23 protein-coding genes are annotated in these 25,016 nt (G+C 42.5%); 10 read left to right on the forward strand and 13 right to left on the reverse strand.

Going from position 1 to position 25,016, the window contains the following annotated elements; translation table 11 throughout:
* Window positions 1-21: 21 nt before the first annotated feature.
* Window positions 22-1,341, forward strand: coding sequence for an anti-phage deoxyguanosine triphosphatase (locus tag L4C54_RS04210; protein WP_428807202.1), 1,320 nt, complete (start codon window positions 22-24; stop codon window positions 1,339-1,341).
* Window positions 1,342-1,344: 3 nt separating this feature from the next.
* On the opposite strand, the gene L4C54_RS04215 is transcribed toward L4C54_RS04210, so the two are convergent.
* A complete protein-coding gene (locus tag L4C54_RS04215) occupies window positions 1,345-1,989 on the reverse strand; it encodes a tRNA-uridine aminocarboxypropyltransferase (protein WP_428807203.1) in 645 nt (214 codons plus the stop codon).
* Between the two features lie 3 nt (window positions 1,990-1,992).
* Here L4C54_RS04215 and rrtA point away from each other — a divergent pair, with 3 nt between their 5' ends.
* On the forward strand, window positions 1,993-2,544 hold the full coding sequence (gene rrtA, locus L4C54_RS04220) for a rhombosortase (RefSeq protein WP_428807204.1): 552 nt from the start codon (window positions 1,993-1,995) through the stop codon (window positions 2,542-2,544).
* Between the two features lie 80 nt (window positions 2,545-2,624).
* Here rrtA and sohB read toward each other — a convergent pair whose 3' ends face one another.
* A complete protein-coding gene (sohB, locus tag L4C54_RS04225) occupies window positions 2,625-3,686 on the reverse strand; it encodes a protease SohB (protein ID WP_428807205.1) in 1,062 nt (353 codons plus the stop codon).
* Between the two features lie 108 nt (window positions 3,687-3,794).
* On the opposite strand from sohB, the gene L4C54_RS04230 reads away from it, so the two are divergent.
* The 4 genes from L4C54_RS04230 to L4C54_RS04245 all read left to right on the forward strand — a co-directional run bounded on the left by L4C54_RS04230 (window position 3,795) and on the right by L4C54_RS04245 (window position 9,928).
* Window positions 3,795-4,535: a YciK family oxidoreductase gene (locus tag L4C54_RS04230; RefSeq protein WP_428807206.1), complete on the forward strand. Its 741-nt coding sequence runs from the start codon at window positions 3,795-3,797 to the stop codon at window positions 4,533-4,535.
* A gap of 176 nt (window positions 4,536-4,711) precedes the next feature.
* Window positions 4,712-5,389, forward strand: a complete 678-nt coding sequence (imuA, locus tag L4C54_RS04235; RefSeq protein ID WP_428807207.1) for a translesion DNA synthesis-associated protein ImuA — start codon at window positions 4,712-4,714, stop codon at window positions 5,387-5,389.
* A gap of 3 nt (window positions 5,390-5,392) precedes the next feature.
* Entirely contained in the window at window positions 5,393-6,814 is a 1,422-nt protein-coding gene (locus L4C54_RS04240; protein WP_428801353.1) for a Y-family DNA polymerase, read from the forward strand.
* A 42-nt stretch (window positions 6,815-6,856) separates the two neighbouring features.
* On the forward strand, window positions 6,857-9,928 hold the full coding sequence (locus tag L4C54_RS04245) for an error-prone DNA polymerase (RefSeq protein ID WP_428807208.1): 3,072 nt from the start codon (window positions 6,857-6,859) through the stop codon (window positions 9,926-9,928).
* A 314-nt stretch (window positions 9,929-10,242) separates the two neighbouring features.
* On the opposite strand, the gene L4C54_RS04250 is transcribed toward L4C54_RS04245, so the two are convergent.
* Window positions 10,243-11,190 carry a chemotaxis protein CheV gene (locus L4C54_RS04250; RefSeq protein ID WP_428801351.1) on the reverse strand — a complete coding sequence of 316 codons (948 nt, stop codon included), beginning with the start codon at window positions 11,188-11,190 and terminating at the stop codon, window positions 10,243-10,245.
* A gap of 123 nt (window positions 11,191-11,313) precedes the next feature.
* Window positions 11,314-12,531, reverse strand: a complete 1,218-nt coding sequence (mlc, locus tag L4C54_RS04255; RefSeq protein WP_428801350.1) for a sugar metabolism global transcriptional regulator Mlc — start codon at window positions 12,529-12,531, stop codon at window positions 11,314-11,316.
* A gap of 263 nt (window positions 12,532-12,794) precedes the next feature.
* Here mlc and pyk point away from each other — a divergent pair, with 263 nt between their 5' ends.
* On the forward strand, window positions 12,795-14,240 hold the full coding sequence (gene pyk / locus L4C54_RS04260; RefSeq protein ID WP_428807209.1) for a pyruvate kinase: 1,446 nt from the start codon (window positions 12,795-12,797) through the stop codon (window positions 14,238-14,240).
* Between the two features lie 45 nt (window positions 14,241-14,285).
* Here the strand turns inward: pyk and L4C54_RS04265 are convergent, their stop codons facing one another.
* Both L4C54_RS04265 and cydH read right to left on the reverse strand, forming a co-directional pair.
* Window positions 14,286-15,467, reverse strand: a complete 1,182-nt coding sequence (locus L4C54_RS04265) for a patatin-like phospholipase family protein (RefSeq protein ID WP_428807210.1) — start codon at window positions 15,465-15,467, stop codon at window positions 14,286-14,288.
* Between the two features lie 13 nt (window positions 15,468-15,480).
* Window positions 15,481-15,570, reverse strand: coding sequence for a cytochrome bd-I oxidase subunit CydH (cydH, locus tag L4C54_RS04270; RefSeq protein WP_428807211.1), 90 nt, complete (start codon window positions 15,568-15,570; stop codon window positions 15,481-15,483).
* A gap of 132 nt (window positions 15,571-15,702) precedes the next feature.
* Here cydH and L4C54_RS04275 point away from each other — a divergent pair, with 132 nt between their 5' ends.
* From L4C54_RS04275 to L4C54_RS04285, 3 genes are all read left to right on the forward strand, one after another.
* Window positions 15,703-16,287, forward strand: coding sequence for a porin family protein (locus L4C54_RS04275; RefSeq protein WP_428807212.1), 585 nt, complete (start codon window positions 15,703-15,705; stop codon window positions 16,285-16,287).
* A gap of 470 nt (window positions 16,288-16,757) precedes the next feature.
* Entirely contained in the window at window positions 16,758-18,227 is a 1,470-nt protein-coding gene (locus tag L4C54_RS04280; protein ID WP_428807213.1) for a sodium-dependent transporter, read from the forward strand.
* A gap of 2 nt (window positions 18,228-18,229) precedes the next feature.
* On the forward strand, window positions 18,230-18,325 hold the full coding sequence (locus L4C54_RS04285; protein ID WP_017034046.1) for a MetS family NSS transporter small subunit: 96 nt from the start codon (window positions 18,230-18,232) through the stop codon (window positions 18,323-18,325).
* Window positions 18,326-18,404: 79 nt separating this feature from the next.
* Here the strand turns inward: L4C54_RS04285 and L4C54_RS04290 are convergent, their stop codons facing one another.
* From L4C54_RS04290 to pabC, 7 genes are all read right to left on the reverse strand, one after another.
* Complete coding sequence (locus tag L4C54_RS04290) at window positions 18,405-18,812, reverse strand: hypothetical protein (RefSeq protein ID WP_428801729.1); 408 nt, start codon at window positions 18,810-18,812, stop codon at window positions 18,405-18,407.
* Between the two features lie 140 nt (window positions 18,813-18,952).
* Window positions 18,953-20,386: a PTS glucose transporter subunit IIBC gene (gene ptsG / locus L4C54_RS04295; protein WP_428807214.1), complete on the reverse strand. Its 1,434-nt coding sequence runs from the start codon at window positions 20,384-20,386 to the stop codon at window positions 18,953-18,955.
* Window positions 20,387-20,831: 445 nt separating this feature from the next.
* Window positions 20,832-21,599 (reverse strand): TatD family hydrolase, encoded by a 768-nt coding sequence (locus L4C54_RS04300; protein WP_428807215.1) that lies wholly within the window; start codon window positions 21,597-21,599, stop codon window positions 20,832-20,834.
* A complete protein-coding gene (holB, locus tag L4C54_RS04305; RefSeq protein WP_428807216.1) occupies window positions 21,590-22,552 on the reverse strand; it encodes a DNA polymerase III subunit delta' in 963 nt (320 codons plus the stop codon). The genes L4C54_RS04300 and holB overlap by 10 nt, the downstream gene beginning before the upstream one ends.
* Complete coding sequence (tmk, locus tag L4C54_RS04310) at window positions 22,553-23,188, reverse strand: dTMP kinase (protein WP_428807217.1); 636 nt, start codon at window positions 23,186-23,188, stop codon at window positions 22,553-22,555.
* On the reverse strand, window positions 23,185-24,201 hold the full coding sequence (mltG, locus tag L4C54_RS04315) for an endolytic transglycosylase MltG (RefSeq protein ID WP_428807218.1): 1,017 nt from the start codon (window positions 24,199-24,201) through the stop codon (window positions 23,185-23,187). Before mltG ends, tmk begins: the two co-directional genes overlap by 4 nt.
* On the reverse strand, window positions 24,198-25,001 hold the full coding sequence (pabC, locus tag L4C54_RS04320) for an aminodeoxychorismate lyase (RefSeq protein ID WP_428807219.1): 804 nt from the start codon (window positions 24,999-25,001) through the stop codon (window positions 24,198-24,200). The genes mltG and pabC overlap by 4 nt, the downstream gene beginning before the upstream one ends.
* Between the last annotated feature and the right edge of the window lie 15 nt (window positions 25,002-25,016).

Genomic DNA, 25,016 nt, shown 5'->3' on the forward strand with positions numbered 1-25,016 from the left:
CATTACAAAAGGATCATGAGAATGGAGTCTGAATTAAGCCCACTTTGGCAAGATAGACATGACGATGAACATAAAATCAGGCGAGATGATCACCGCAGCCCGTATCAAAGAGATCGCGCCCGTATTTTGCATTCTGCTGCTTTTAGACGCCTACAAGCCAAAACCCAAGTTCATGGTGACAGTGTTGATGATTTCCACCGAACACGCCTTACTCACTCACTAGAAGCCGCCCAACTAGGTACTGGTATAGTCGCTCAACTTAAGAAAAAGCAACCTGAGTTTCGAGAGTTACTCCCTTCTGACAGCTTGATTGATTCACTTTGTCTTGCTCATGATATTGGTCACCCGCCTTATGGTCATGGTGGAGAAATTGCACTCAATTATATGATGCGTGATCACGGAGGATTTGAGGGTAACGCGCAAACATTTCGTATCGTGACACAGCTTGAGCCCTATACCGAACATTTTGGTATGAACCTATCACGAAGAGCACTGCTAGGGCTTATCAAGTACCCTGCTTTTCTTAGTCAAACCCAAGCAAAAGAGCGGCCGAAAGCAATCTCTGATCAGCGCCGATTAAAAACAAAAGAGTGGCATCCCGCGAAAGGCATCTATGATTGTGACAAGCACTTCTTCGATTGGGTCATTAAACCCCTATCTAGTGATGAGCAAGCCTTACTGTGTGAACTGCGTACGCCTGCATTGTCTAGCCACCAACACAATAAAACTCGCTTTAAATCTCTAGATTGTTCAATCATGGAGCTTGCCGACGACATCGCCTATGGCGTTCATGACCTTGAAGATGCAATTGCGCTTGGAATGGTCAATCGTAACCAATGGGTAGAAGCGGCAGCGAGCCTCATTTCTGAATGCGGAGAGCCTTGGTTTGAAGAACATATTGCCTCTATCACCGAGATGCTATTTTCAGGTAAGCACCACCAAAGAAAAGATGCGATTGGGGGGATGGTTAACGCGCTACTGACTAGCGTCACCATTCAAACGGTTAATGCTAAATTTGAGAGTAAGTTACTCGCGTACAACGCCTATTTGGATCCAAAAATGGCCGACGCACTCGATATATTAAAACGTTTTGTTAGCCAATATGTCATTCAGATCCCACAAGTTCAAGTGGTTGAATACAAAGGGCAGCAAATCATCATGGATCTGTTCGAAGCGTTAAGCGCAAATGCAGAACGCCTACTGCCAGACGTTGAAAAGAAGAAATGGCAACTCGCTGCGGGTAACCAAAGTCTTGAATTACGTGTTATTGCAGATTACATATCAGCGATGACGGATGGTCATGCGAAACGACTCCACCAGCAGCTATTTTCTAGTAGTTAGTCCTTAATCAGACAGGCTTTTGCGATAATTACGTTCAAAGACACCTTCCGGCATTTGATTGATATGAAATTGAATCATATTATCAAATGCCGTCAGCAAAGGCGTAAAGTCCAGCTCTGGCTGCAAGATGCTTAACAAGTGATAACCTGCTTCTACCGTGGATAGGCTATTGTCTGTAGGGGCTTTACGAATTCGATAATTCCCCTTCAGCCCTTTAGGTAAATGCAGCATTGAAAGACAATGTAAGTTTTCTGATAACTGCCACATCTTGTAGGCTTTTTTCCAAGTGCCATCAAGCAAAATGACTCTTATTTTTTTATGTTTTGATCTACTTGTTGAATCACTGGTGTTAGATGGTAACAACGCAGGTGAAACACATTGAGAGTCGTCACACGGATACATAATATAATGGGTATATTCTGGATCACTAAGTAAGATATTGAGCTTTGGTTCTTGGCTAAAGTCTTCACCAACAAAGCAGTAACTATTTGTTAGTGAAAGCGTTAATATTTTAGCCGTTCCCATCGGACGTTGTGTTTCACTCGAATGCTGAAGGATGATCAATTCCACATTCGATGTTAGGCTTTTAATCCAACTACAAATACAAGCTTTGTGTGATTTTCCACATTGTAAACAATATCGGTACATATCTTGCGCGTTTACCTTTTGTTATCTGTCATCAGTATCATCTGTTTCGGCTTACAGTTTGAGCCATTACAAACCTATGTCGAGTGGAACGCTAACGCCATTTATATAGGGCAATGGTGGCGCATCCTAACAGGAAACCTCACCCATACCAACTTTGCGCATCTAGCGATGAACCTTCTCGGATTATGGTTCATTTGCTTCATTTTTAAACCCAGTGTAAGAGCGCTTATTATCCCACTTATCTTGACTAGTGTTGCTGTAGGCACTGGCAACCTATTTACCGACATGCAACTCTACGCAGGACTGTCTGGAACACTACATGGCCTGTTTGGTTATTATGCACTTCGTGAGAGCCTACAAGGTCGTAAAAGCAGTTGGTTTCTGGTGCTAGGATTAGCCGGTAAAGTCGTTTGGGAGCATAGCTTTGGCGCTTCAGCATTGACCAGTGGTTTAATTGAAGCTCGCGTCGCCATTGAATCTCACCTGTTTGGCGCTTTATCAGGCTTAATGCTGGCTTACATTGTTCATTTATACCGCACAAAAAAAAACGCCTAGCCTTTCTTCTCTGTTAACAAGAGCTTCAAGCTAAACGTTTAATTTTATGTTGTTACCTGCACGCTAATGACTATGCGTAACTAAACGATCGGCTTTTGTCCACGAGCAATCAGTTTCATTAATACACTGTCAGCCGCTTCACCTGCAACGCCAGCTAGTTTGTCGGTGATTTTTTTCTTCTGCACATAATGAATCGACAATACTGTCTTATCTTTGCATGCTTCAACAACCACATCGTCAGATGTTTTGATCTCGTCGACTAAACCAAGCTCTTTGGCTTGAGTACCAAACCAGTGCTCTCCGGTTGCCACTTTTTCAAGATCAAGTTCAGGGCGACGCTCACGAATAAAGTCTTTGAATAGTCCATGCGTCTCTTCAAGTTCTTGCTTGAATTTATCACGTGCTTTATCGCTGTTTTCGCCAAACATGGTCAGTGTGCGTTTGTATTCGCCAGCCGTTAACTGCTCAAATTCAATATCGTGCTTTTTAAGCAGTTTATTAAAGTTAGGAAGCTGTGCAATCACACCAATTGAGCCAACAATAGCAAACGGTGCTGAAATAATTTTGTCGGCAATACACGCCATCATGTAACCGCCACTTGCGGCTACTTTGTCAACTGAGATGCTTAATGGTAATCCAGCCGCTTTAATACGATCAAGTTGAGACGACGCCAAGCCATAGCCATGTACCATGCCGCCACCAGATTCTAAACGAAGTAGCACTTCATCACCTTCACGTGCAACCGCCAAAATAGCCGTGACTTCTTCACGCAGCGACGCCACTTCTTTGGCATCAATACTGCCATTGAAGTCCAAGACAAACAGGTGTGGTTCGCGTTTTGAATCAAGCTCACCTTCTTTTACTGCTTTTTTAATGTCTTTTTCACGAGACTTGGTTTTCTCTTTCTCGCTTTTCTTCTCAGCTTTATCACGTGCTTTAAGAAAAGCCTCATCGTGTAGATGATGTTCTAACTGCTCAACACGCTCTTTGTGCTGCTCTGTCAGATTAGTAATCTCTAACTCACCCTTAGTCCCACTTCCTTTACCACTAACGGCTTTAGCAATAACTAAAATCGCAATAATCGCGACGACGACAGTCGCAATCTTGGCCAAAAACAGGCCATAGTCCAACAAAAATTCCAATGTCATATCCTCAAATGTGCGAATTAGTGTATTGTTCGTTCTACTCGGTTATTGTAACCGTCTTATCACAAAGAAAAAAAGAAAATCATAACAATAAGGAAGCTTACGGTGGATTATTCAGTTTCTGCAGACGCCCTCAAAGATAAAGTTATTTTAGTCACAGGCGCTGGTGCAGGCATCGGCAAACAAGCAGCCATGAGTTTTTCTGAGCATGGAGCAACGGTTATTTTACTTGGCCGTACCGTTAAAAAATTAGAGCAAACTTACGACGAAATCGTCGATGCAGGTTTTTCTCAACCCGCTATTGTCCCTTTGGATATGAAAGGCGCAACAAAACAGCATTACATCGATATGGTTGAGACCATTCAAGGTCAGTTTGGCCGTCTTGATGGTGTCTTACATAATGCCAGCCTTCTTGGCGTTATTAGTCCATTTGACCAAATTGGCGAAGACACGTTTGATGAAGTCATGCAGGTAAATGTCAAAGCTCAGTTCTTGATGACTCAAGCCTTGCTACCACTGCTACGAAAATCAGACGATGCACGCGTGACGTTTACAACTTCAACCGTTGGACACGTTGGCCGTGCTTATTGGGGTGCGTACGCTATCTCTAAATTCGCCACTGAAGGCATGATGCAAGTTCTCGCTGATGAAGTCTCTGACTCAACAATTCGAGTTAATGCCATCAATCCAGGTGGTACTCGTACAGGTATGCGCGCTAAAGCCTTCCCTGCTGAAGACGTAGAGCTGCTAAAAACGCCAAAAGATATTATCCCACTGTACGTCTACTTAATGGCACCAGAAGGGAAAGAACTACACGGACAATGTATTGACGCACAGCCTAAATAACTTAATAAGTTAAATGCTCTTTACGTATTTCACAATGCCTCACCAATACAGTGGGGCATTTTCTTATCTGAATTCTGCACTAACTCCTTTATTCCAAAATCCTGATCTTTTTATTGCTGCATGCTTCCCATGATATATACTGTATAAATGTACAGGTTAATTATGTGTGCACTGATATGTGTGAACTGATCGAACAATTGAAAAACAACCAAATGATATGGCAAGGTGCCCATACCCCTATCTCTGGTGAATACTTACCAACAGGGTTTGAAACTCTGGATCAAAAGCTTGAAGGTGGCTACCCAAGACACGGGGTCGTTGAAGTTCAATCTCTCAGTGGTATTGGTGAGCTTCGCTTGATGTTTCCCCATATTAAACAGAACGATACTGAGCGGTTGTCGGTATTTATTCAGCCTCCCGGTTACTTATGCGCTGAACAACTTGAAGCAGAAGATATTGATAATCAAAAGGTTCTGATTATGTACCCTCAAACTCAGCAACAAGCATTGTGGGCGGCAGAACAGTGTTTAAAAAGTGGCGCTTGTAGCAACGTATTTCTATGGCATTCAGATCTAGAAGTTCATCAAGCTCGAAGACTGCAAGTTGCCAGTGAAGAGGGTGACTGTTTACAGTTCATTTTCCGTCAGCAACAACAAGGACGCTTTTCACTACCCGTGAGTTTGAGTATGACATTAGCTCCTCATCGAAGTGGCCTTGAAATGACGATTACCAAACGCAAGGGAGGATGGCCTCAAGGAAGTTTTATTCTTCACATGGAACATTTATGGCCAAGCCTAACCCTTGATCAAACGTCTCCGATCATTGTCCCTTTCCCGCTGTTGAAACAGGGTTAAACGGTGCAATTGTGGCTCTATCTTCATTTTCCATACTTACAACTCGATGCGCTTTTTTCCGAGCAATCGACGTTGCCTTTAGTCATCGTTGAGGAAAAGAAACATCAGATTGTCCAGTTAAATGAAGAAGCTCTCAATCAGGGGATTAAGATAGGAATGGGCCTTGGTAGTGCTGCTGCTCTGTGTTCAAACCTGCAAGTGCATGCCTACGACGGAAAAACAGAGCAACAAACTCTAACGCATATTGCTCAATGGCTTTATCTAAAGACCTCCGACATTACTCTGTTCCCATCAAAAGGGATTCTACTCAAAGTGACCAATATGCTGTCGCTTTATCAAGATCTTGATAGCTACTGGCAAGCAATACACCGACACTTAAATAAGCTCAACTTTCGCTATCAATTCTCAACTGGGTTTTCGCCCTATTCGGCGATGTTACTTTCAAAATCAGCGAAGAACTGCATTTATAACGACAAAGAATCGATTATTGAAGAGATAAAGTCTCATTTTTTAACCACAAGTGAGCTTGATAAGAAGCAAGTTGAACAACTGAGTCGAATTGGCATTAAAACGTTTCAAGAGCTACTTGCTCTGCCAATGCAGGAGTTGGCTAAGCGCTTCAATATCGACTTAGTGAATTATGTTGGACGCCTACTCGGCCAATTTAAGCACCCTGTTGTCTTTTATCATCCACCTGAAGCCTTTAAACGCTACTTAGAGCTACTGTTTGATATTGATAACGTGCTATGGCTAGAAAAGCCCCTTATGAAGCTACTCATGCAACTAGAGCTATTTTTAACACTGCGTAATCAAGTTGCCTACGAGCTGTGTTTAACACTTCACTTGCGAGATAAAGATGATCAAATGATCTGCTTTACTTCGGCTAACGGAGACTACTTAGCAGCTAAATGGTCGACATTGTGCCGGTTATCTTTTGAATCGATGGCACTGAATGCCCCGACTCACGGCATCACATTAACCATTGCTCGAGGTGGTGAGCGCCAAAGCACCACACAAGATATTTTCTGCGGGACCAGTTTTCGTGGAAAAGAAGGCCAACAAACCGAATTAGAACTGATCTCATTGCTGCAGGCCAAGCTAGGGCTGGATCGGGTATGTAAGGTCTACAAAACACACGATCCACGACCAGAAAAGTCCACCACTTTATGTGACCCCACTTCAATTCCGAAGGATAAAACCTCACGGTTAACTCCTAGATTACGACCTTCTATCATGGAGCCTGTGCCATACCCACTGACAGAGAAAGCCACCATCATCAGTGGGCCAGAACGCATTGTGACTGGTTGGTGGGACGCTGATGAAATGACTCGTGACTACTTTATTGCCCGTAGCACTGAAGGACGTTGGATTTGGGTGTTTAGAGACCATCAAAAGCAGTGGTTTTTACACGGCCAGTTTAGCTAGCTGTGTCTGATTTAATTGAGCTTTCTCTAACTAGGTAACGCAATGAAATACGCTGAGCTATTTTGCCAAAGTAATTTCTCCTTTCTAACTGGGGCTTCTCATGCTGAAGAACTTATCGTTCAGGCAGATTTTTTACGCTATCACGCCTTAGCGATCACAGATGAATGCTCAGTTGCAGGGGTCGTCAGAGCACATACTGCGATTAAGGATCATCAACTTGCCATCAAACAAATTGTTGGCAGCATGTTTTGGCTTAATTCCGAATGCCAATTGATCTTACTTTGCCCAAGTAGAGAAGCATACGCGGAACTTTGCCGCATTATTACTAACGCAAGAAGACGAGCAAGTAAGGGCGAATATCAGCTTTCTGAATGGGATATTATGTCTGTTCAACACTGTCTTATTCTGTGGCTACCTAGCTATGAACAGAGCGATCATCATTGGGGGAATTGGCTCAATCAACATCACTCACATCGCCTTTGGGTTGGTTTACAACGACACTTAAACGCCAACGATAAAGAGTACATTGCGCATTGCCAGATGCTCTCATCAGAGTTTCACCTACCTATTACCGCCTGTGGTGGCGTTCTAATGCATACCGCAACAAGGCTTCCACTGCAGCACACGTTAACCGCAATCAAACACGGCAGTACTCTTGATACTATTGGTCAGCACATGATCACTAATACTGAGCGAGCACTGCGCAGCCGTGAAAAAATCGCGAAGCTTTTTAAGCCAGAATGGATAGCAGAGACACACGCGATTGCTCAACGTTGCGATTTTGAGCTGAGTTCACTTCGTTATGAATACCCAAGTGAACTCATTCCAAATCAAATGACACCGATTAGCTATTTGCGTCAGCTCACTGAACAAGGTAAACAGCGTCGATTCCCTAATGGCGTTCCAAACCATATTGAACAGATCATCGATAAAGAGCTGATGCTTATTGAACGGCTCAAGTATGCGTTCTTCTTTCTTACTATCCATGACATTGTGATGTTTGCTAAGCGACAAGATATTCTTTATCAAGGTCGAGGATCAGCGGCCAATTCTGTGGTTTGCTACTGCTTAGAAATCACGTCTGTCGACCCAAGGCAAGTCTCCGTCTTGTTTGAGCGTTTCATTAGTAAAGAACGCAATGAGCCGCCTGATATCGATGTAGATTTTGAACACGAAAGACGTGAAGAGGTTATTCAGTACATCTATAAAAAATACGGCAGAGAGCGTGCTGCACTAGCGGCTTCCGTTATCTCCTATCGCTTAAAAAGTGCGATTCGTGACGTTGGAAAAACCTTAGGGATAAATGAAACCCAGCTGGATTTTTTTATAAAAAACATCAACCGTCGAGATCACCAACTCGGTTGGCAAGCTCAAATAGTTGAACTTGGTCTAAAACCCGATTCATTAAAAGGTCAACACTTTATCTCGCTGGTCAATGAGGTCATGGGCTTCCCGCGTCATCTATCTCAGCATGTTGGCGGTTTTGTTATTTCATCAGGGCCTTTATATGAACTCGTTCCTATCGAAAATGCAGCGATGAACGATCGTACGGTGATCCAGTGGGATAAAGATGATTTAGAAAGCCTTGGGCTACTTAAAGTGGATGTCCTTGCCCTTGGCATGCTCACGGCAATTCGAAAGTGCTTTGCTCTGGTAGAAAAGCATCACGGGAAAACGCTCACTATTGCGGACATTACGCGAAAAAAAGATGATCCCAATGTCTATGCCATGATTCAACGTGCGGACACCGTTGGCGTATTCCAAATAGAATCACGAGCGCAGATGAGCATGCTGCCACGGTTAAAGCCAGCTTGCTATTATGACTTAGTCATTCAAATTGCCATTGTTCGTCCTGGTCCTATTCAGGGCGATATGGTGCATCCCTTTTTAAAAAGGCGTGATGGCATTGAAGCTGTTACCTATCCATCAGAAGAGGTTAAAGAGGTACTTTCTCGCACTATGGGTGTGCCTATTTTCCAAGAACAAGTGATTAAGCTTGCGATGGTGGCGGCAGGATTTACTGGCGGTGAGGCCGATCAGCTTCGTCGTGCTATGGCGTCATGGAAAAAAAGTGGAGAGCTGATTAAGTTTAAAACCAAACTGATTGATGGGATGCTATCTCGTGGCTATGACCGTGATTTTGCGGAACGTATTTTCGATCAAATTTGTGGTTTTGGTGAATATGGATTTCCCGAAAGTCACTCAGCATCCTTTGCCGTCTTGGCGTATTGCTCTTCATGGTTAAAACACTACTATCCAGAAGCATTTTACACGTCACTACTCAATAGTTTACCGATGGGCTTTTACAGCTCAGCTCAACTCATCCAAGACGCAAAACGACATAACATCACCGTACTTCCCATTTGTGTCAATCACTCAGACTACCAACATTTAGTTGTTCCTCACGCCTCAGGGTTAGCCATTCGCCTTGGGCTGCGGCAGATAAAAGGCGCAAGTAGAGATGGGATGAAGCAGCTTATCAAAGCACGCCCTACCTCTGGCTATCAACACCCAAGTCAGTTACAGCACATTGGCTTAAACAAGCGAGATATCGAGCTCTTGGCCTCTGCAAATGCCATGCACGAGTTTGCTCATAATCGCTATCAGGCTCGCTGGAGCATGATGGACTCTATTACTGACTTGCCACTTTTCCAGAGTATGAATGACTCAGATGAACGCCAAATTGAAGCGCCCAGTGATATGCAAACGCTGTTAGAAGACTTTTCAACAACTGGTGTCTCTCTTAACCAACACCCTATTACCTTACTCGACAAAGCCAATCAACTTGGGCGATTTACTCGTCAAAAAGACCTGATTAAAAAACCACATCAATCCATGGTGACGGTTGTTGGATTAGTAACAGGAAGGCAGTCCCCCGCCACGGCAGCAGGCGTAACATTTTTCACACTAGAGGATGACACGGGCAACATAAATGTTGTGGTATGGAAAGCAACAGCAAGAGCACAAAAGCAAGCTTACTTAACTGCGAAAGTATTGATGGTGAAAGGCATATTAGAACGAGAGGGCGAAGTCACACACATTATGGCAGGGCGATTAATTGACTTAACGGAACATTTTGAAAAGCTAGATACACACTCTAGAGATTTTCATTAATCTCAACAGGTAATGACATTGTTCTGTGTTGTATTTAAATCTAAACATACAATATTTCAGGCATAAAAAGGGAGGAGAACCTCCCATTTTAATCCGTGGTTGAACCTGTTAATTACAATTCAACTTCTGCTTCCGTGCACCTTTTCTTCCATACTTTCCACAATAACATGCTTAATGTCGTTGCAATCAAGATCATAGAATGAAACTACCTAAAAGTATTTAAATAAAAGAGTACAGATAGTACGGTTTTTGAAACCTTTTAAATTGTAGCAAAATTGATGAGTTAGCTTCCAAAAACAGATAAAAACTGAGATCTAGCCGGATAAAACATTTCGTAATCTGTCCTGAGCAACTTGTACTAACAAGTCAGGTTGAAACTTGGAGATGAAACGATCACACCCAACTTTTTCCACCATAGCCTCGTTAAAATTACCACTTAGAGAAGTATTAAGAGTAATGTACAAATCCTTCATTCTTGGGTCATTTCGAACTTCATAAGTCAATTTATACCCATCCATTTCGGGCATTTCAGCATCGGTGATCATCAAGAGTAGCTCAGAATAAATGTCTTTCCCCTCATCACACCAAGACTTAAGTAAATTCAGTGCTTCAAGACCATCGCTGCATTCAATGATATTAAGCCCTAGCTGAGAGAGCGTCCCCTTTACTTGGTTACGTGCAGTTGAAGAATCATCAACAATCAGCACATTGCGTCCGATCATTTGCGATGCAAGATCCTCATCTAGGATACCTTCAGAAATAGACACATCGTAATCAATGATTTCTGCCAATACTTTTTCGACGTCAATGATCTCAACAATATGAGAGCGGTCATCTTCCTCAACATGGGTAATTGCGGTTAAATAATTGGCTCGGCCTGTCGTTTTTGGTGGTGGCTGGATTTCAGTCCACGCGGTATTCACAATATTACGAACTTGCCCAACCAAAAATCCCTGTGTTGAACGATTGTATTCAGTAATGATCAGGTTTTGTTCCTGACAGTCATCTTTCGCAGGAGGAAAACCAATAGCACTTCGAAGATCAATCACAGGGACAGACTCACCACGAAGTGAGGCAACACCAGTAATATTATGATGAGACCCTGGCATCTTGGTCATAACAGGCACCTTAAGTACCTCTTTGACCTTAAATACATTAATGGCAAAAATCTGACGGCTATTTAAGCTGAACAACAACAGCTCTAGACGATTTTCACCGACTAAATTGGTACGTTGGTCAACTGAATTAAGAACTCCGGACATACATTCTCTCGGGATTACTGGCCTATAAATAACATAGTCCATAGTGTAGTGCTTAGACAAAAAATAAACCCACATAACAGAGATGTTATGTGGGTTTATTTTCAATATGTAGTGTTGAACTGCTTAACCTTCAATAACTTTCATTAAAAGTAGCCCATCAAAAAGAGCCTGTTTAACCAGTGCTGCTCCAGGCATCGTAGCTTGCTTATAAAAACGAGATTCCACCAGCTCTAAATCTTGGTGATATACCGGTAAGCTTTGCTCTTTAATGCAGGTTAAAACGGCGGGATAAAGCACACTTTTGGCTTGATTAATAACGCCACCAATCAAGATTTTTTCTGGATTAAACAGATTAATCACAATAGCAATTGCAGCGCCTAAATAACGACCCAGCTTCTCGATAACATCAACCGCAAGCGCATCACCTTCTGCAGCCGCAGAACAAATCGATTCAATGGTCATCTCTTCGAGGCTACTCAAAACAGACTCTTCACCGTTTTCAATACGCTTTGCCACTTCTTCACGAATCGCTTGAGAGCTCGCGACCGTTTCTAAACAACCTTTATTTCCGCAGTGACACTGTTTTCCATTAGGATCAATCTGAATATGGCCTAACTCACCAATGTTGCCATGACGACCTTGCAAAACTCGGCCATCAAGAATTATTCCGGCACCTAAGCCGTGGTGAATTGAAATTAAAACAGAATTGTCATTATCTTGAGAGTGACCAAACAGCTTCTCGGCTAGCGCCCATGCTCGTGTGTCATTCGCAACAAAAACTGGCAGCCCAGTCGCTTTGTAGATCTCTGGACCTAGTGCCAAGTTTTTCACGTTGTAGTGCGGCATCTGCAACACGATACCATCTTCAGAGTTCACCAAACCAGGTAGAGTAATAGCGATACTCGTCACCCTATCTAGCTGATCTGAATAGGTTTGAAAAAATTCATCAATTTCATGCAATAACCGAGCTAATACATCTTCTTGGTCAAGTTCATGAATGTCGATTTTGGTATCAATAAGAACATCACCGCCTAATTCATGAAGTGCAATCGTCAAATAGCCACGACCTAATCGCATCGACAAAAACTGCCAACCTTGATTATTCACTTGCAGACCAACCGCAGGACGCCCACGACTAGTCGACTCCTGAACCGTTGTTTCATGAATAAGATGAGACTCTATTAACTCACGTGTGATTTTTGTAATACTTGCAGGTGCAAGTGAGCTCTCTTTCGACAGATCGATTCGAGAGATGGGACCTTTTTGGTCTATGAGTTTATAGACTCGACCAGCATTGACTTGCTTAATATGATCAATGTGACCGGGTTGGGCGATGTACATGATGTACTCCAAAATTCAACAACATATTAATTTTTTTACTTTGCGAAGTAATTGTGAAGTGCTTTGATATATTGCCGTGACAAGCATCACGTAGAAACATTCATCTTTGCGGAAGATGTCGAATTGTAGAGTAAAAATCATAGAAATCTTTTTTATTGTCGCGAACTAATTCATCGCTCTATGTGGGATTGTGAGGGATCCGTCACCCCAAATTATCAACACCGCATATACTAAGAAAGCTATCTGCAATCTAGGAGAACAGGATGACCCCAGCAACACGAAGAACAAAAATTGTAACTACCCTTGGCCCTTCCACTGATAAAGACGATAACTTACTCCAAATTATTAAAGCGGGTGCCAATGTCGTCAGAATGAACTTTTCTCATGGCACCGCAGAAGATCATAAAAATAGAGCCGAAAAAGTACGAGCAATTGCTGCTAAATTGGGTATTCATATTGCGGTATTAGGTGACTTACAAGGGCCTAAAATTCGTGTTTCAACCTTCAAAGATGGAAAAATAGAATTAGAGCCGGGTGACCGTTTCACTTTAGACAGCGACCTTGGCCTTGGCGAAGGCGATAAAGAGTCCGTTGGGCTAGATTACAAAGAGCTTCCCAATGATGTTGTCCCTAATGATCTATTACTTCTTGATGACGGTCGAGTTCAATTAAAAGTCGTCTCAGTCGAGGGAAACCGCGTTCATACCATCGTCACCATAGGCGGTCCTCTATCGAACAACAAAGGGATCAACAAAAAAGGCGGCGGGCTTTCAGCCGATGCATTAACAGAGAAAGACAAACGAGACATTCTTCTTGCCGCTGAACTCAAAGTTGATTATCTGGCGGTATCTTTTCCCCGAAATGGCGAAGATATGAAATACGCCCGACGTCTAGCTCGAGATGCGGGGCTTGAAGCAAACCTTGTCGCCAAAGTGGAACGAGCAGAGACCGTAGCAACAATAGAAAATATGGATGATATCATCATGGCGTCAGATACCGTCATGGTAGCCCGTGGAGACCTCGGTGTTGAAATTGGTGACCCTGAGTTAGTCGGTGTGCAAAAACAGCTTATACAGCGTGCTAGAGCCCTTAATCGCACTGTTATTACCGCAACTCAGATGATGGAATCGATGATTTACGCTCCTATGCCAACTCGAGCAGAAGTGATGGATGTGGCCAACGCCGTATTAGATGGAACCGATGCTGTTATGCTCTCAGGGGAAACAGCCGCCGGTGCTTACCCTGTTGAAACGGTTAAATCGATGGCAGAGGTCTGTGTTGGGGCAGAGAAAAAGGCACTCGAAAACACGTCAAGCTACCGCATTGATAAAACCTTCATGACCGCGGAAGAGACAATCTCGATGGCGACAATCTACTCTGCCAACCACATGGATGGTATTAAAGGCATGGTAGCATTGACTGAATCGGGCCGAACTGCACTGATGATGTCGAGATTAAACTCTGGCTTGCCTATTTTTGCTCTATCTCGAAACGAAGGCACGCTTAACCGCTGCAGCATGTACCGTGGAGTGACCCCATTGTATTTTGATACTTCCGCTGAATCCGGCGTCGATATTGCGATTGAAGCACTTAAATCACTCAAAGAGCGTAAGCTTGTCGAATTTGGTGATATTTTGATTATGACTCAGGGTGATATCATGGATGTTGCAGGTTCCACAAACTGTCTAAGAATATTACCGGTTACTTAGTTTCATTGGCTTGGTAGGTCATCGAAGCTTAATAGGTCTTAGAGCTTAATCAAAATTATAATGCAGAGGCTCATTCAATGAGCCTCTCTTGTTTTCAGCATTCAGTTCTACTTTGGTATACATGTCGACAAACTGATACCCAGCATCAAGACCCAATTGATAATCATGTAGAAGGTCTTCTTTACTGCTCATAAGCGAATTGGATTTGAGCGGACTATCTGGTTTTATCTGGACAATAAAGCAGTCATCTGGCGGGTTATGTAGAAAGTCTTGTGTTAATGAATACGTTTGATAATGCGCCATCAGCATGTCAGCTAAACCTGAATCAAATTTGTCGCCAATCAGATGACTCAATCGATAAATGTCATCGGCACCAAATAACCAGCGGCCTCCATTAATCGACTCTAAATGGCGATGCTCATGTTTTTGTTGTTTAGACTTCAATACCTGTTGCTGAAAAAAACCATTCCAATCTAATTTCCACTGTCCTACTTTTTCCTGCCACTGCTCTTGGATTGAGTTTAGCGATTCTCGATACCACTGAATATCGGCAGGTGACGTTAGAATTTCAGAGTCAGCCTCAAGATCAGCGCCTTCGGTTCGAATTACAATGATACAACGAGCTTCATTTCGCCAAGCTTGTTGAACAGGAATAGCGGCAGAAACGCCACCATCCACATACCCTTCACCTTCAATCTCGACTTCATGAGGATATAAACGCGGTATTGCACAGGTTGCCACCATCACTTTATACCAATCTTCATTAAGCATAGGTAAGTAATGATCATGCAACGTCGTTCCATGAGTCACCGCAGCAAAAGCTCTACGTTCACCCAATATTTTTCGCCCCATATCGATATCGAGTTTATACGGGTAGCTGCTAATACTGTCGAGCGCCCATTCAATGCCTAGATATTGCTTACGACGGATATAGTGAAACAGATTAAAAAAACGAGAGTCTGTGGTGAGCTCAACTAGAAAAGAGTGACCTAACCCTTTCTGCCGACAAAGAAAGGCACACAAGTTTAAAGCGCCTGCTGATGTACCATAAAATTCATGAAATGGATCGAAATTCGACACTAGAAACGCATCAAGAACACCGGAAGTAAAAATACTTCTCTGCCCTCCTCCTTGTGCAACAAGCGCGTGTTTTCCACCGATGTATTGAGAAAGCTGATGAGCATCAACTTGATCTGATAAATTGGTAATAACACCACTGTTTTTCATAGATAACACCCCACTAGTGAGTGACGACAATTGCTCCAAACGTCAATAAAACAGTAAAAACAATCACCGTGATAAGAAGCGAGTACTTTAATTCTTGTTCCATAAATTCCACCTTGTGTATATTAAAGTAATAACAGCTGTGTGAAGCATCTTCAAATTATGTGCATTTTCCGTGCACAATTATGCCATTAGCTTCACACTTGGTTAACTGCTTGGCCTTTAAGGGAACATCGTTATGAACCATAAAATTATCACTACAGGATTATGTACTCTGTTCGCTAGCACATTTGTCCATGCAGATTTCTACCTTACGCCATGGGTCGGTTATACAGGAGGTGGCTCTGTGGTTGACCAAGATGAGGTCGAATATGACCTTAAGGGCTCTGAGAGCTATGCACTCACGCTTGAAACAACGCTAGATAAAGGTCGGATCGGTCTATTCTATGGCCAACAAAATAGCAGCATTGAAAAGCTCAACGAAAAAAGTGCCATCAAATATTTGCACTTTCAAAGCAGCATTTATTACCCCGTCCAAGATAAATTCAAAACATATGTTGGTGTAGGCCTTGGAGCATCATATGTTGATGTTGATTGGGCTGATGACAAATACGGCTTCTCTGCCAGTATGTTTGGTGGATTCGAGTATGAAATTAGCGATACCATCTCACTCAATAGCCAACTTCGCTGGTTAGGTACTGTCGTCGACAACGAAACTACAGGGATCTGTAACCTTCCAACGTCTGAAAGCTGTACCATCCACTTTAAAACGGATTGGATGAACCAATTCTCTGCAAATATTGGATTAGTAGTACGTTTCTAGCCAACTCTAGCTGCAGCACGTTAATCTTAATAAATGGCTACTTTATAGTCATACATTCTTATAATTAAATTAGTTGTATAATTCAGTAATATTTTTAAAATCAGCCTATAACACCATTTATTCCCACCTAAGCAACACGTTACATCGATCAAGCTCATAAAAATCAGCACTTTCGCAAAGCCTGCGATATATTCAACTGAACATATTCTATTGCACAATAATAGTTATATCGGTAATCTCACTCTCAATGCGCAGCTGATTATTTCAGTTTACGCAAACACACATTAGACAATAAAGAACAATATTCTGAGTTTTCTTGTCGCAGCTAGAATATACATCTAGTTTATCGCTATATCACGGATGATAGAGCAATTATTCAGACCAAACTTGGTCGCAGTGTACTTCATCCTTTTATCGCCTTATCTGCCTAAGAAAAGCTTCATACCTCAGAGTTTGTAAAGGAGTTCAATATGAAGCGAGAACAATGGGGATCTCGAGCTGGATTTATTCTAGCCGCTGTAGGATCTGCAATTGGCCTAGGAAACATTTGGCGTTTCCCTTATATGGCATATGAAAACGGTGGTGGCGCATTTTTTATCCCTTACCTTTTTGCCATGCTCACCGCTGGTATTCCATTTATGATCATGGAATTCAGTATGGGCCAAAAAAATCGCGGTTCTGCACCAATTTCACTATCTAAAATTCACAGTAAGTTTGAATGGCTTGGTTGGTTCCAAGTAGGTATTGCTGCTGCAATCGCTGTTTACTACGTGGCGGTTATTGGCTGGTCAATCTCATACTTAGGTATGTCATTTAACCAAAGCTGGGGAACCGACACAAACGCATTCTTCTTTAGCGAATATTTAAAGCTTGGTGATAATTCACCTTCTAATCTTGGCTCTATTCAGTGGAAAATCGCTGGTGCTATGCTGATTGCATGGGGTGTGACTTATGCTGCCATTGTTGGCGGTGTAAAATCAGGAATCGAACGTGCAGCTAAAATCATGATGCCAGTACTGTTTATCATGGTTATCTTACTAATTGGGCGTATGATTTTCCTACCAGGTGCTCTTAATGGGGTTAACTACCTATTTGAACCTGACTTTAGCAAAATCTGGGATCTGAAAGTTTGGGCTGCGGCTTATGGTCAAATCTTCTTCACGCTAAGTATTGGTTTTGCAATCATGCTGGCTTACTCAAGCTACTTACCTGAAAAGTCAGACATCAATAACAACGCCTTTATGACGGTATTGATTAACTGTGGCTTCTCTATTCTTGCCGGTATCATGATTTTCTCTATTCTGGGTTACATGGCTCATGAACAAGGGAAAGAGCTTACTGACGTTGTATCTGCAGGCGTTGGCCTTGCGTTTGTAACACTACCAGCGGCGATTAATGAACTTCCAGCACCGTACATTTTTGGTCCACTACTGTTTTTAGCTCTAACCATTGCAGGATTGAGTTCTCATATTTCAATCATTGAAGCAGTTACATCAGCTATCATCGACAAACTGAACTGGGGCCGTAAAAAAGCAGCAACTATTGTTTGTGGTGTAGGCGCTATCGTTTCACTTGCCTTCGCAACAAATGGCGGATTGCTACTACTTGACCTAGTTGATTACTTTACTAATAACATCGGTATCGTTGTCAGCTGTTTTGTTGAGTTACTGCTAATGATTTGGGTATTCAAGATCTCTAATGTTCGTAGCTACGTAAACAAAGTCTCTGATTTTGAAGTCGGTGGTTGGTTTGAAATATGCCTACGCTTCATCAGCCCTGCAATTCTAGCAGTGATCGTCTTTAATACATTGAAAACAACACTTGCTGAAGGTTACGGCGGCTACGCTCAGTCTGACCTATTACTACTTGGTTGGGGTCTATTAGCACTGCTGTTTGTCGGTGGCGTTATTATCAACCTAACGAGCAAGAAGGAAGCTTAATTATGACAACTAGCGCAATCATTATGATGGTATTAGGCCTTGGAATCACGTGGGGCGGTGCTATTTACTGTATTCGAAGAGCAATGAATAAGCAGTAACACGCTCTTCTAAAGACAAAAGCCAGCATCATAATGCTGGCTTTTTTACATTCTGAATTAGTGTCAAAACGAGTCACGATTAGAACGCGTATTTAATACCGACCGCTGCACCAATTTGAAGCTCAGCACTTTTATAAAGGTTGAGTTCAGGGTGTACTTGAGCGTACATATCCCAGCCTTTTGGTAAATCGACCTTCAGGCCTAACGGAACACGAGCACCAAAGTCATGATCCCATTCACCCCACGCGCCTGCACCCACATACCAAGACAACGGTAAGTCAGCATCAAAGCTGCCTCGTTTGATTATGTAATCAAAAGCAGCGCCTTTGTTACCAATAGTAAAGCGATATTGGCTATCTAGTTCAACCACAACACTGAGTTGCTGATCTACTGCCATTCCCACTGAAAAGTTTGTTGAGTTAGAAGACTCTTCAGAGAGAACAGAAAAGGAAGCAACGGTTGCAAATAAAGGAATTAACTTTTTCATCATGTTCTCCAAAAATATCACCCGTATTCTATTTTGAATACCGTTCAAAATGTCAGGAGAAGGTAAATGCGAAGAAGAAACTTAAACTAAGGCGATCAAAAAAGGAGGCCGAAGCCTCCTTTTGTTAGATATGAATCGAATTATCCGTTAGTACGAATCCACTCATCCATGTCTGTTTTCAGGTTATCAGATTTAGTACCGAAGATAGCTTGAACGCCACCTGATACTACAACTACACCTGCAGCGCCTAGCTGTTTTAGTCTGTCTTGGTCAACTGAATCAGTCTCTGCAACAGAAACACGTAGGCGAGTGATACAAGCATCTAGGTTAGTGATGTTTGCTTTACCGCCGAATGCAGAAACTAACTCACCTGCAAGCTCAGAGCCTGAAGTAGCAGTAGCTGCATCTTCTGTTTCGTCTTCACGACCAGGAGTCTTAAGATCCATCGCCTTGATTACAGCGCGGAATACTACGTAGTAGATTGCCGCGTAAACAAGACCAACACCAACCATTAGTATCATCTTCTGAGCGTTGCCAGAAAGAACTAAGAAGTCGATTAGACCGTGTGAGAACGAAGTACCGTGTACAAAACCTAATGTGTTAGCAACAACGTAAGCAGAACCCGCTAGAAGAGCGTGAATTGCGTAAAGAACTGGAGCAACGAATAGGAATGAGAACTCGATTGGTTCTGTAATACCTGTTAGGAAAGATGTTAGTGCCGCTGAAGCCATGATACCCATAACTTTCGCGCGGTTCTCTGGCTTCGCAGAATGTGCAATTGCGATTGCAGCAGCAGGAAGACCAAACATCTTGAACATGTAACCACCAGCTAGCTGGCCAAAGCCATTACCTGCAGCACGTGTCGCTTCATCAGCAACTAAGTAACAAGTAAGAACACCCGTATTTGCTTCGCCTGCAGCGTTTACACAGCTACCAGCTTCGAAGAAGAATGGTACGTTCCAAACGTGGTGAAGACCAAATGGAATTAGAGAACGCTCAACGATGCCGTAGATACCGAATGCCACTTGTGGATTCTGGTGTGCAGCCCAATCAGAGAATGAACCGATTGCAGCGCCAATAGGTGGCCAGATGATAGAAAGTACAACAGCTAGTGCGATAGCAGTGAAACCTGTGATGATTGGCACCGCTCGTTTACCAGCGAAAAAGCCAAGGTACTCAGGAAGCTGTAATTTGTAGTAGCGGTTGAAAGCCCATGCAGCTACACCACCAACAAGAATACCGCCAAGAACACCAGTATCAATGCTCTCTACGCCCATAACGCCAGCCATAACACTTAATGTCGCTGTCATGATGCCGTAACCAACGATTGCAGCAAGACCAGCTACACCGTCATTATTTGTAAAGCCAAGAGCAACACCTACTGCAAACAGTAGTGCCATTTGACCGAATACCGAACCACCAGCTTGTTCCATTAAGTTTGAAACGATTTCTGGAATAAAACCTAGATTGGCAGCGCCCACTCCTAACAGAATACCTGCAACCGGTAAAACTGATACTGGTAGCATCAGTGACTTACCGACTCTTTGCAAATTAGCAAAAAGGTTATTAAACATAATTGTGCTCCTGAATAAATTATTAGAATTTTTCAAGGTGCTAACTGCATACCCCCGTAGCTTTGATGTTAGCACCCAGCGAAAATGTAACCACGTATTGCATTATATTTTTCGCCTCTAAATATATATTGATGCCCTTCATACTTTCTATACAGTTACGAAATTTAGTTTCAAAATATTGGATAGATCACAGTTAGTGACGGTCGTTAACATAGTCAAATAACACCCTATCCAATTGATAAATATAAAAATAAGATTAATAACGATTAATTTCACGAAGTAAATAAAATAGACCCGATTGTTATTTTATGTAACAAAATTACAATTCAACCAATTCATGCCTATATTTCAACATATTTCGTAAACAACGAGATTTTTGCGTGCTTCATCACTTTTGAAACAAAAAAAAAGAGCCTAAGCTCTTTTTATATCCAAGTTACACTTTCTATCGCAAAAAAAGATTCGAGAAGTTTTCGGTTGTTTTCTGCCCAACCTCAGACAAAGAGATACCTTTTAGCTGTGCAATATAAGCAGCAACCTCGACAACATACGCTGGCTGGTTCTCTTTTCCACGATGGGGAATGGGAGCGAGATAAGGTGAATCGGTTTCAATTAGAAGGCGATCCAAAGGCAAAGATTTAACGACTTCTTTAAGCTCTTTCGCTTGGCGAAAGGTAACAATTCCAGAGATAGAAATGTAAAAACCCAGATCCATAGCAGCTTCGGCAAACTTTAAATCTTCAGTAAAGCAATGAATCACCCCACCACACGATTGAGCGTTACCTTCTTTCAAAATAGATAAAGTGTCGGCCTGTGCATTACGCGTATGAATAATCAGTGGTTTGTTGAGCTCTACCGCTAACTCCACTTGCTGAGAAAAACGCAACTTCTGTAAATCAGCCGTTTCTGGTTTGTAATGATAATCAAGCCCAGTTTCACCGATAGCGACAACTTTGTCGTGCTTTGCATACTCATGAAGAATATCCAAAGCAAAATCACTCTCTACATCTAGAGGATGTACGCCACAAGACGCGTGCACATGATCAAACGGCGCTATCATCTCAATCATATTAGGAAATGAATCTAGCGTGACACCAACCGAGAGAAGCTGAGTAACATTCGCATTTTTTGCTTTCTCAAGGACATCTTCTATTCCTGAGTGACACTCGTTGTAATCTAGTTTGTCCAAATGACAGTGTGAATCTACGAACATACTTCCTCATTAAATTTAATTAACCAATCTGAAATCAACAGCTCATGATTAAGCCCAGGGAACGTTCGTAGCTGAGTAATCAAAGCACTAAGACTTTGTGTTTGTTGATACAGTAAATCATAGCTTACATATTGTGACAGCTCATAAGCAGCAGAATGTGATGATGTTTCCGCGACCTGAAAATGCGCTTTTTGCGCCTCACAGAGTAGATACCACAACCACTGAAGCTTTTCGACTGAGCCGTCATTTAGGTTCTTACCCAACGTTAAAAAACTATCTTCACCCTTAACCATGGAAAGCATTGAAGCTTCGATCGCGTTGTAACTCTTTAGATGATCTTGCTTGATAAATGCTTCTAGCTTTAGCGGTGCATTATCATTTAAATGAGCAATATACTGGGGAACATCCTGTTTTAATCGCTCAGCAACCCACAAAGAAGCGACTTCAGAGCTTGGGGCTTTGACATTCCACTGTTGGCAACGGCTGACTATAGTCGGTAGCAACAGTTCTTTCCGCTGAGTCACTAACAAGAATAAACACTGATTTCCGGGGGACTCAAGTGTTTTTAACAGAGCATTCGCTGCTGATTCATTCATCGCTTCTGCTGGCTGAATGACAAACAGACGGAAACCCGATAACTGCGATGACTCTTGGGCAATTTGATTACATTGGCGAATTTGATCGACCGAAATACTTTTTCCTTCCTTCTCAGGAGAGATAAAGTGTACATCAGGATGATTAGACGATTGCATCAAACTACAGCTATGACAGAAACCACAAGCTTGAGTTTTGTCATTGCTACACATTAGCGCCTGACTAAAGCGTTTAACTAACTGTTCAGCCCCAAGACCATCACGAGCAACAAGAAGTGTTGAGTTGGTAAACTGATCGTTTTCTAAGTTTCGTTGCCAGTGTTGCCACGTCTCATCTAACCAGGGGTAAAGCAATTGCATCTATGAATTCTCACCTAACCAAACAAGTAACGCATCTTTAATATCAGCGGATACCTGTTCAATATTCTGATCTGCATTAATGACAACCACACTGCTGTCTTGTGCGGCTAGCTCTAAGTATTTTGCTCGAGTTCTGTCGAAAAACTCAATGTTCATTTTTTCAATTCTGTCTAACTCTCCACGACCTCGTGCTCGTTCTAGCCCTACTCGTGGGTCTAAATCTAAGTACAGTGTGAAATCAGGCTTAAAGCCCGCTAAAGTGGTTTCTTTAAGTGCTAGCATTGTTGATGCTGGAATCTGTCTTCCACCACCCTGATACGCCTGAGAGGACATATCGTGGCGATCGCCCACAACCCATGAGCCACTGTTTAATGCGGGCTTAATGACATTTTCAACGAGCTGTACGCGAGCCGCATACATAAGCAGCAACTCAGTCATATCTTGCAGTTTTTCGCCTTGATGCTCTCCTTTGACTAAAGCTCGCATTTTTTCGGCGAGAACCGTACCGCCAGGCTCACGAGTTTGAGTGATGTCAGCAATACCTGATTGACGTAATGTCGCCAAAATAGCGTTAATCGCAGTACTTTTACCTGCACCCTCTAAACCTTCAACTACAACAAATTTTGCTTTATTCATTTTTGACTTCTTATCTCTCTTAAGTAGGCTCTTACTGCCGTGTTGTGGTCTTTTAAGTTTTTAGAAAATACATGACCACCTTTACCACTTGCTACAAAGTATAAATAATTACCATCTTCAGGGTTGAGTGCTGCTGCAATTGAAGCTCTACCCGGCATTGCAATTGGCGTTGGTGGTAAGCCGTAAATGGTATAGGTGTTATACGGTGTTGGCGTTCTAAGCCCCTTTTTACCAATTCTTCCTTGGTAACTATCACCCATTCCATAAATGACCGTCGGATCGGTCTGTAGACGCATTCGTTTATTAAGGCGATTAACAAACACTGATGCTACCCGTTCGCGCTCTGACTCTACGGCTGTCTCTTTTTCAATGATCGACGCCAAAATTAAGGCTTCATATGGCGATTTCAGCGGTAAATCAGACTGCTTCTCTTGCCACTCTTCATTAAGTGCTTCGTTTAGCTTTTTATGGGCGCGCTTTAATATATCAAGATCCGTTGTACCCAATGTATAGTTATAGGTCTCTGCAAGCATCAAACCTTCAAGTTTTTCATACTCACTACCCAGTTTGGCTGCGATCTCTTCTTCACTGAGTTGACCCAGTGTATGTTCTAGATACTGATCAGACGCCAGTGCTTCAAGCCACTCATCAAAGCGTGTACCTTCAACGAAGGTGATCGAAAACTGATGCTCTCGGCCCTGTATAAGAAATAACAAACCGTCTCGTAAACTTTGTTCAGGCTTGAGTTGGAACGTCCCTGCCCGGATTTGTGTGAGATCAGGATAAAAACGACGTACTAGAGGTTTAAATTGGCTATCTTCTATCCAACCTTGCGCTTTAAACTTAGACAAAACACCATTAAAGCTTGTACCTGATTCAATAGTAAAAATCTGTTCAGACTCAAGGCTAAGCGGCTGATCTAGATACTGATCGACTTCCCCTGTTACGTAAAAAAAAGCACCTACAACCATCGCTGTAAGTACTACTAATAAAATAAATAACTTCTTAATCACGAATTAAAATTCTCCTGAAAGTTTCGTGTATTCGACCCGATAGTGAATGTCGATTTTTTAATTTTGATGATAGGAACGACCGTACAAATAGAATTTGTTATGAAAATTTCGTCCGCTTGCATCAGATCAGTTAACGAATACTGGCCAACCTTAATGGGCATTCCCTGCTTCTTTGCGCAAGTTATGACTAACTGTCTCATCACGCCAGATACACCACTATTTTCCAGTGAGGGAGTATATAGGGTGTCACCCGTTACCCAAAATAAATTGGCCATGGTGGTTTCAATTATTTGATCATGAATATCAAGCACAATGCCATCTAAAAGTCCTTGCTCATCGATATCTTGCTTTGCAAGCACTTGCTCTAATCGGTTGTTGTGTTTGTGTCCTGCTAGGGTTGGGTTGAGCCCAAGTCGGCGATTGCACATGCCAAGTTCAATACCCTGCTCTGCCCATTGCTCATAATGAGTTGGATAAGCAAAATCGCTGATCACCACATTCATCTCAGATATACCTAGTGAACTATAGCCTCGCCCACCTTCTCCGCGCGTTATATTAAGCCGAAGTCCTGATTTTGGATCGTGTATAGCGGCATTTTTTAACCATTCGTGGACTTGCTTCCAATCCGGTTGAGCAATATTTAATAGTTCAAGGCAACGCTGCATTCGAGATTGATGTTGTTGCCAATGTTGTATCTCACCGTGAGCCGTGAGCATTGTGGTGAAGCAACCGTCTCCGTACTGAAAAGAGCGGTCGGTCAATGAGATGGTGTTACAAGGTAATCCATTTACCCAAAACATATTGATTCCCTTTAT

Source organism: Vibrio lamellibrachiae (assembly GCF_050337265.1).
Lineage (GTDB): Bacteria > Pseudomonadota > Gammaproteobacteria > Enterobacterales > Vibrionaceae > Vibrio > Vibrio kyushuensis.

Coding starts and splice junctions, on each gene's coding strand:
- L4C54_RS04285 (WP_017034046.1), top strand. CDS start 18,230: ATGACAACTAGCGCAATCATTATGATGGTATTAGGCCTTGGAATCACG.
- L4C54_RS04250 (WP_428801351.1), bottom strand. CDS start 11,190: ATGTCCGGAGTTCTTAATTCAGTTGACCAACGTACCAATTTAGTCGGT.
- L4C54_RS04265 (WP_428807210.1), bottom strand. CDS start 15,467: ATGAAAAACAGTGGTGTTATTACCAATTTATCAGATCAAGTTGATGCT.
- cydH (WP_428807211.1), bottom strand. CDS start 15,570: ATGGAACAAGAATTAAAGTACTCGCTTCTTATCACGGTGATTGTTTTT.
- pabC (WP_428807219.1), bottom strand. CDS start 25,001: ATGTTTTGGGTAAATGGATTACCTTGTAACACCATCTCATTGACCGAC.
- ptsG (WP_428807214.1), bottom strand. CDS start 20,386: ATGTTTAATAACCTTTTTGCTAATTTGCAAAGAGTCGGTAAGTCACTG.
- mlc (WP_428801350.1), bottom strand. CDS start 12,531: ATGTACATCGCCCAACCCGGTCACATTGATCATATTAAGCAAGTCAAT.
- L4C54_RS04245 (WP_428807208.1), top strand. CDS start 6,857: ATGAAATACGCTGAGCTATTTTGCCAAAGTAATTTCTCCTTTCTAACT.
- L4C54_RS04280 (WP_428807213.1), top strand. CDS start 16,758: ATGAAGCGAGAACAATGGGGATCTCGAGCTGGATTTATTCTAGCCGCT.
- L4C54_RS04275 (WP_428807212.1), top strand. CDS start 15,703: ATGAACCATAAAATTATCACTACAGGATTATGTACTCTGTTCGCTAGC.
- pyk (WP_428807209.1), top strand. CDS start 12,795: ATGACCCCAGCAACACGAAGAACAAAAATTGTAACTACCCTTGGCCCT.
- L4C54_RS04290 (WP_428801729.1), bottom strand. CDS start 18,812: ATGAAAAAGTTAATTCCTTTATTTGCAACCGTTGCTTCCTTTTCTGTT.
- imuA (WP_428807207.1), top strand. CDS start 4,712: ATGTGTGAACTGATCGAACAATTGAAAAACAACCAAATGATATGGCAA.
- tmk (WP_428807217.1), bottom strand. CDS start 23,188: ATGAATAAAGCAAAATTTGTTGTAGTTGAAGGTTTAGAGGGTGCAGGT.
- holB (WP_428807216.1), bottom strand. CDS start 22,552: ATGCAATTGCTTTACCCCTGGTTAGATGAGACGTGGCAACACTGGCAA.
- L4C54_RS04210 (WP_428807202.1), top strand. CDS start 22: ATGGAGTCTGAATTAAGCCCACTTTGGCAAGATAGACATGACGATGAA.
- L4C54_RS04300 (WP_428807215.1), bottom strand. CDS start 21,599: ATGTTCGTAGATTCACACTGTCATTTGGACAAACTAGATTACAACGAG.
- L4C54_RS04215 (WP_428807203.1), bottom strand. CDS start 1,989: ATGTACCGATATTGTTTACAATGTGGAAAATCACACAAAGCTTGTATT.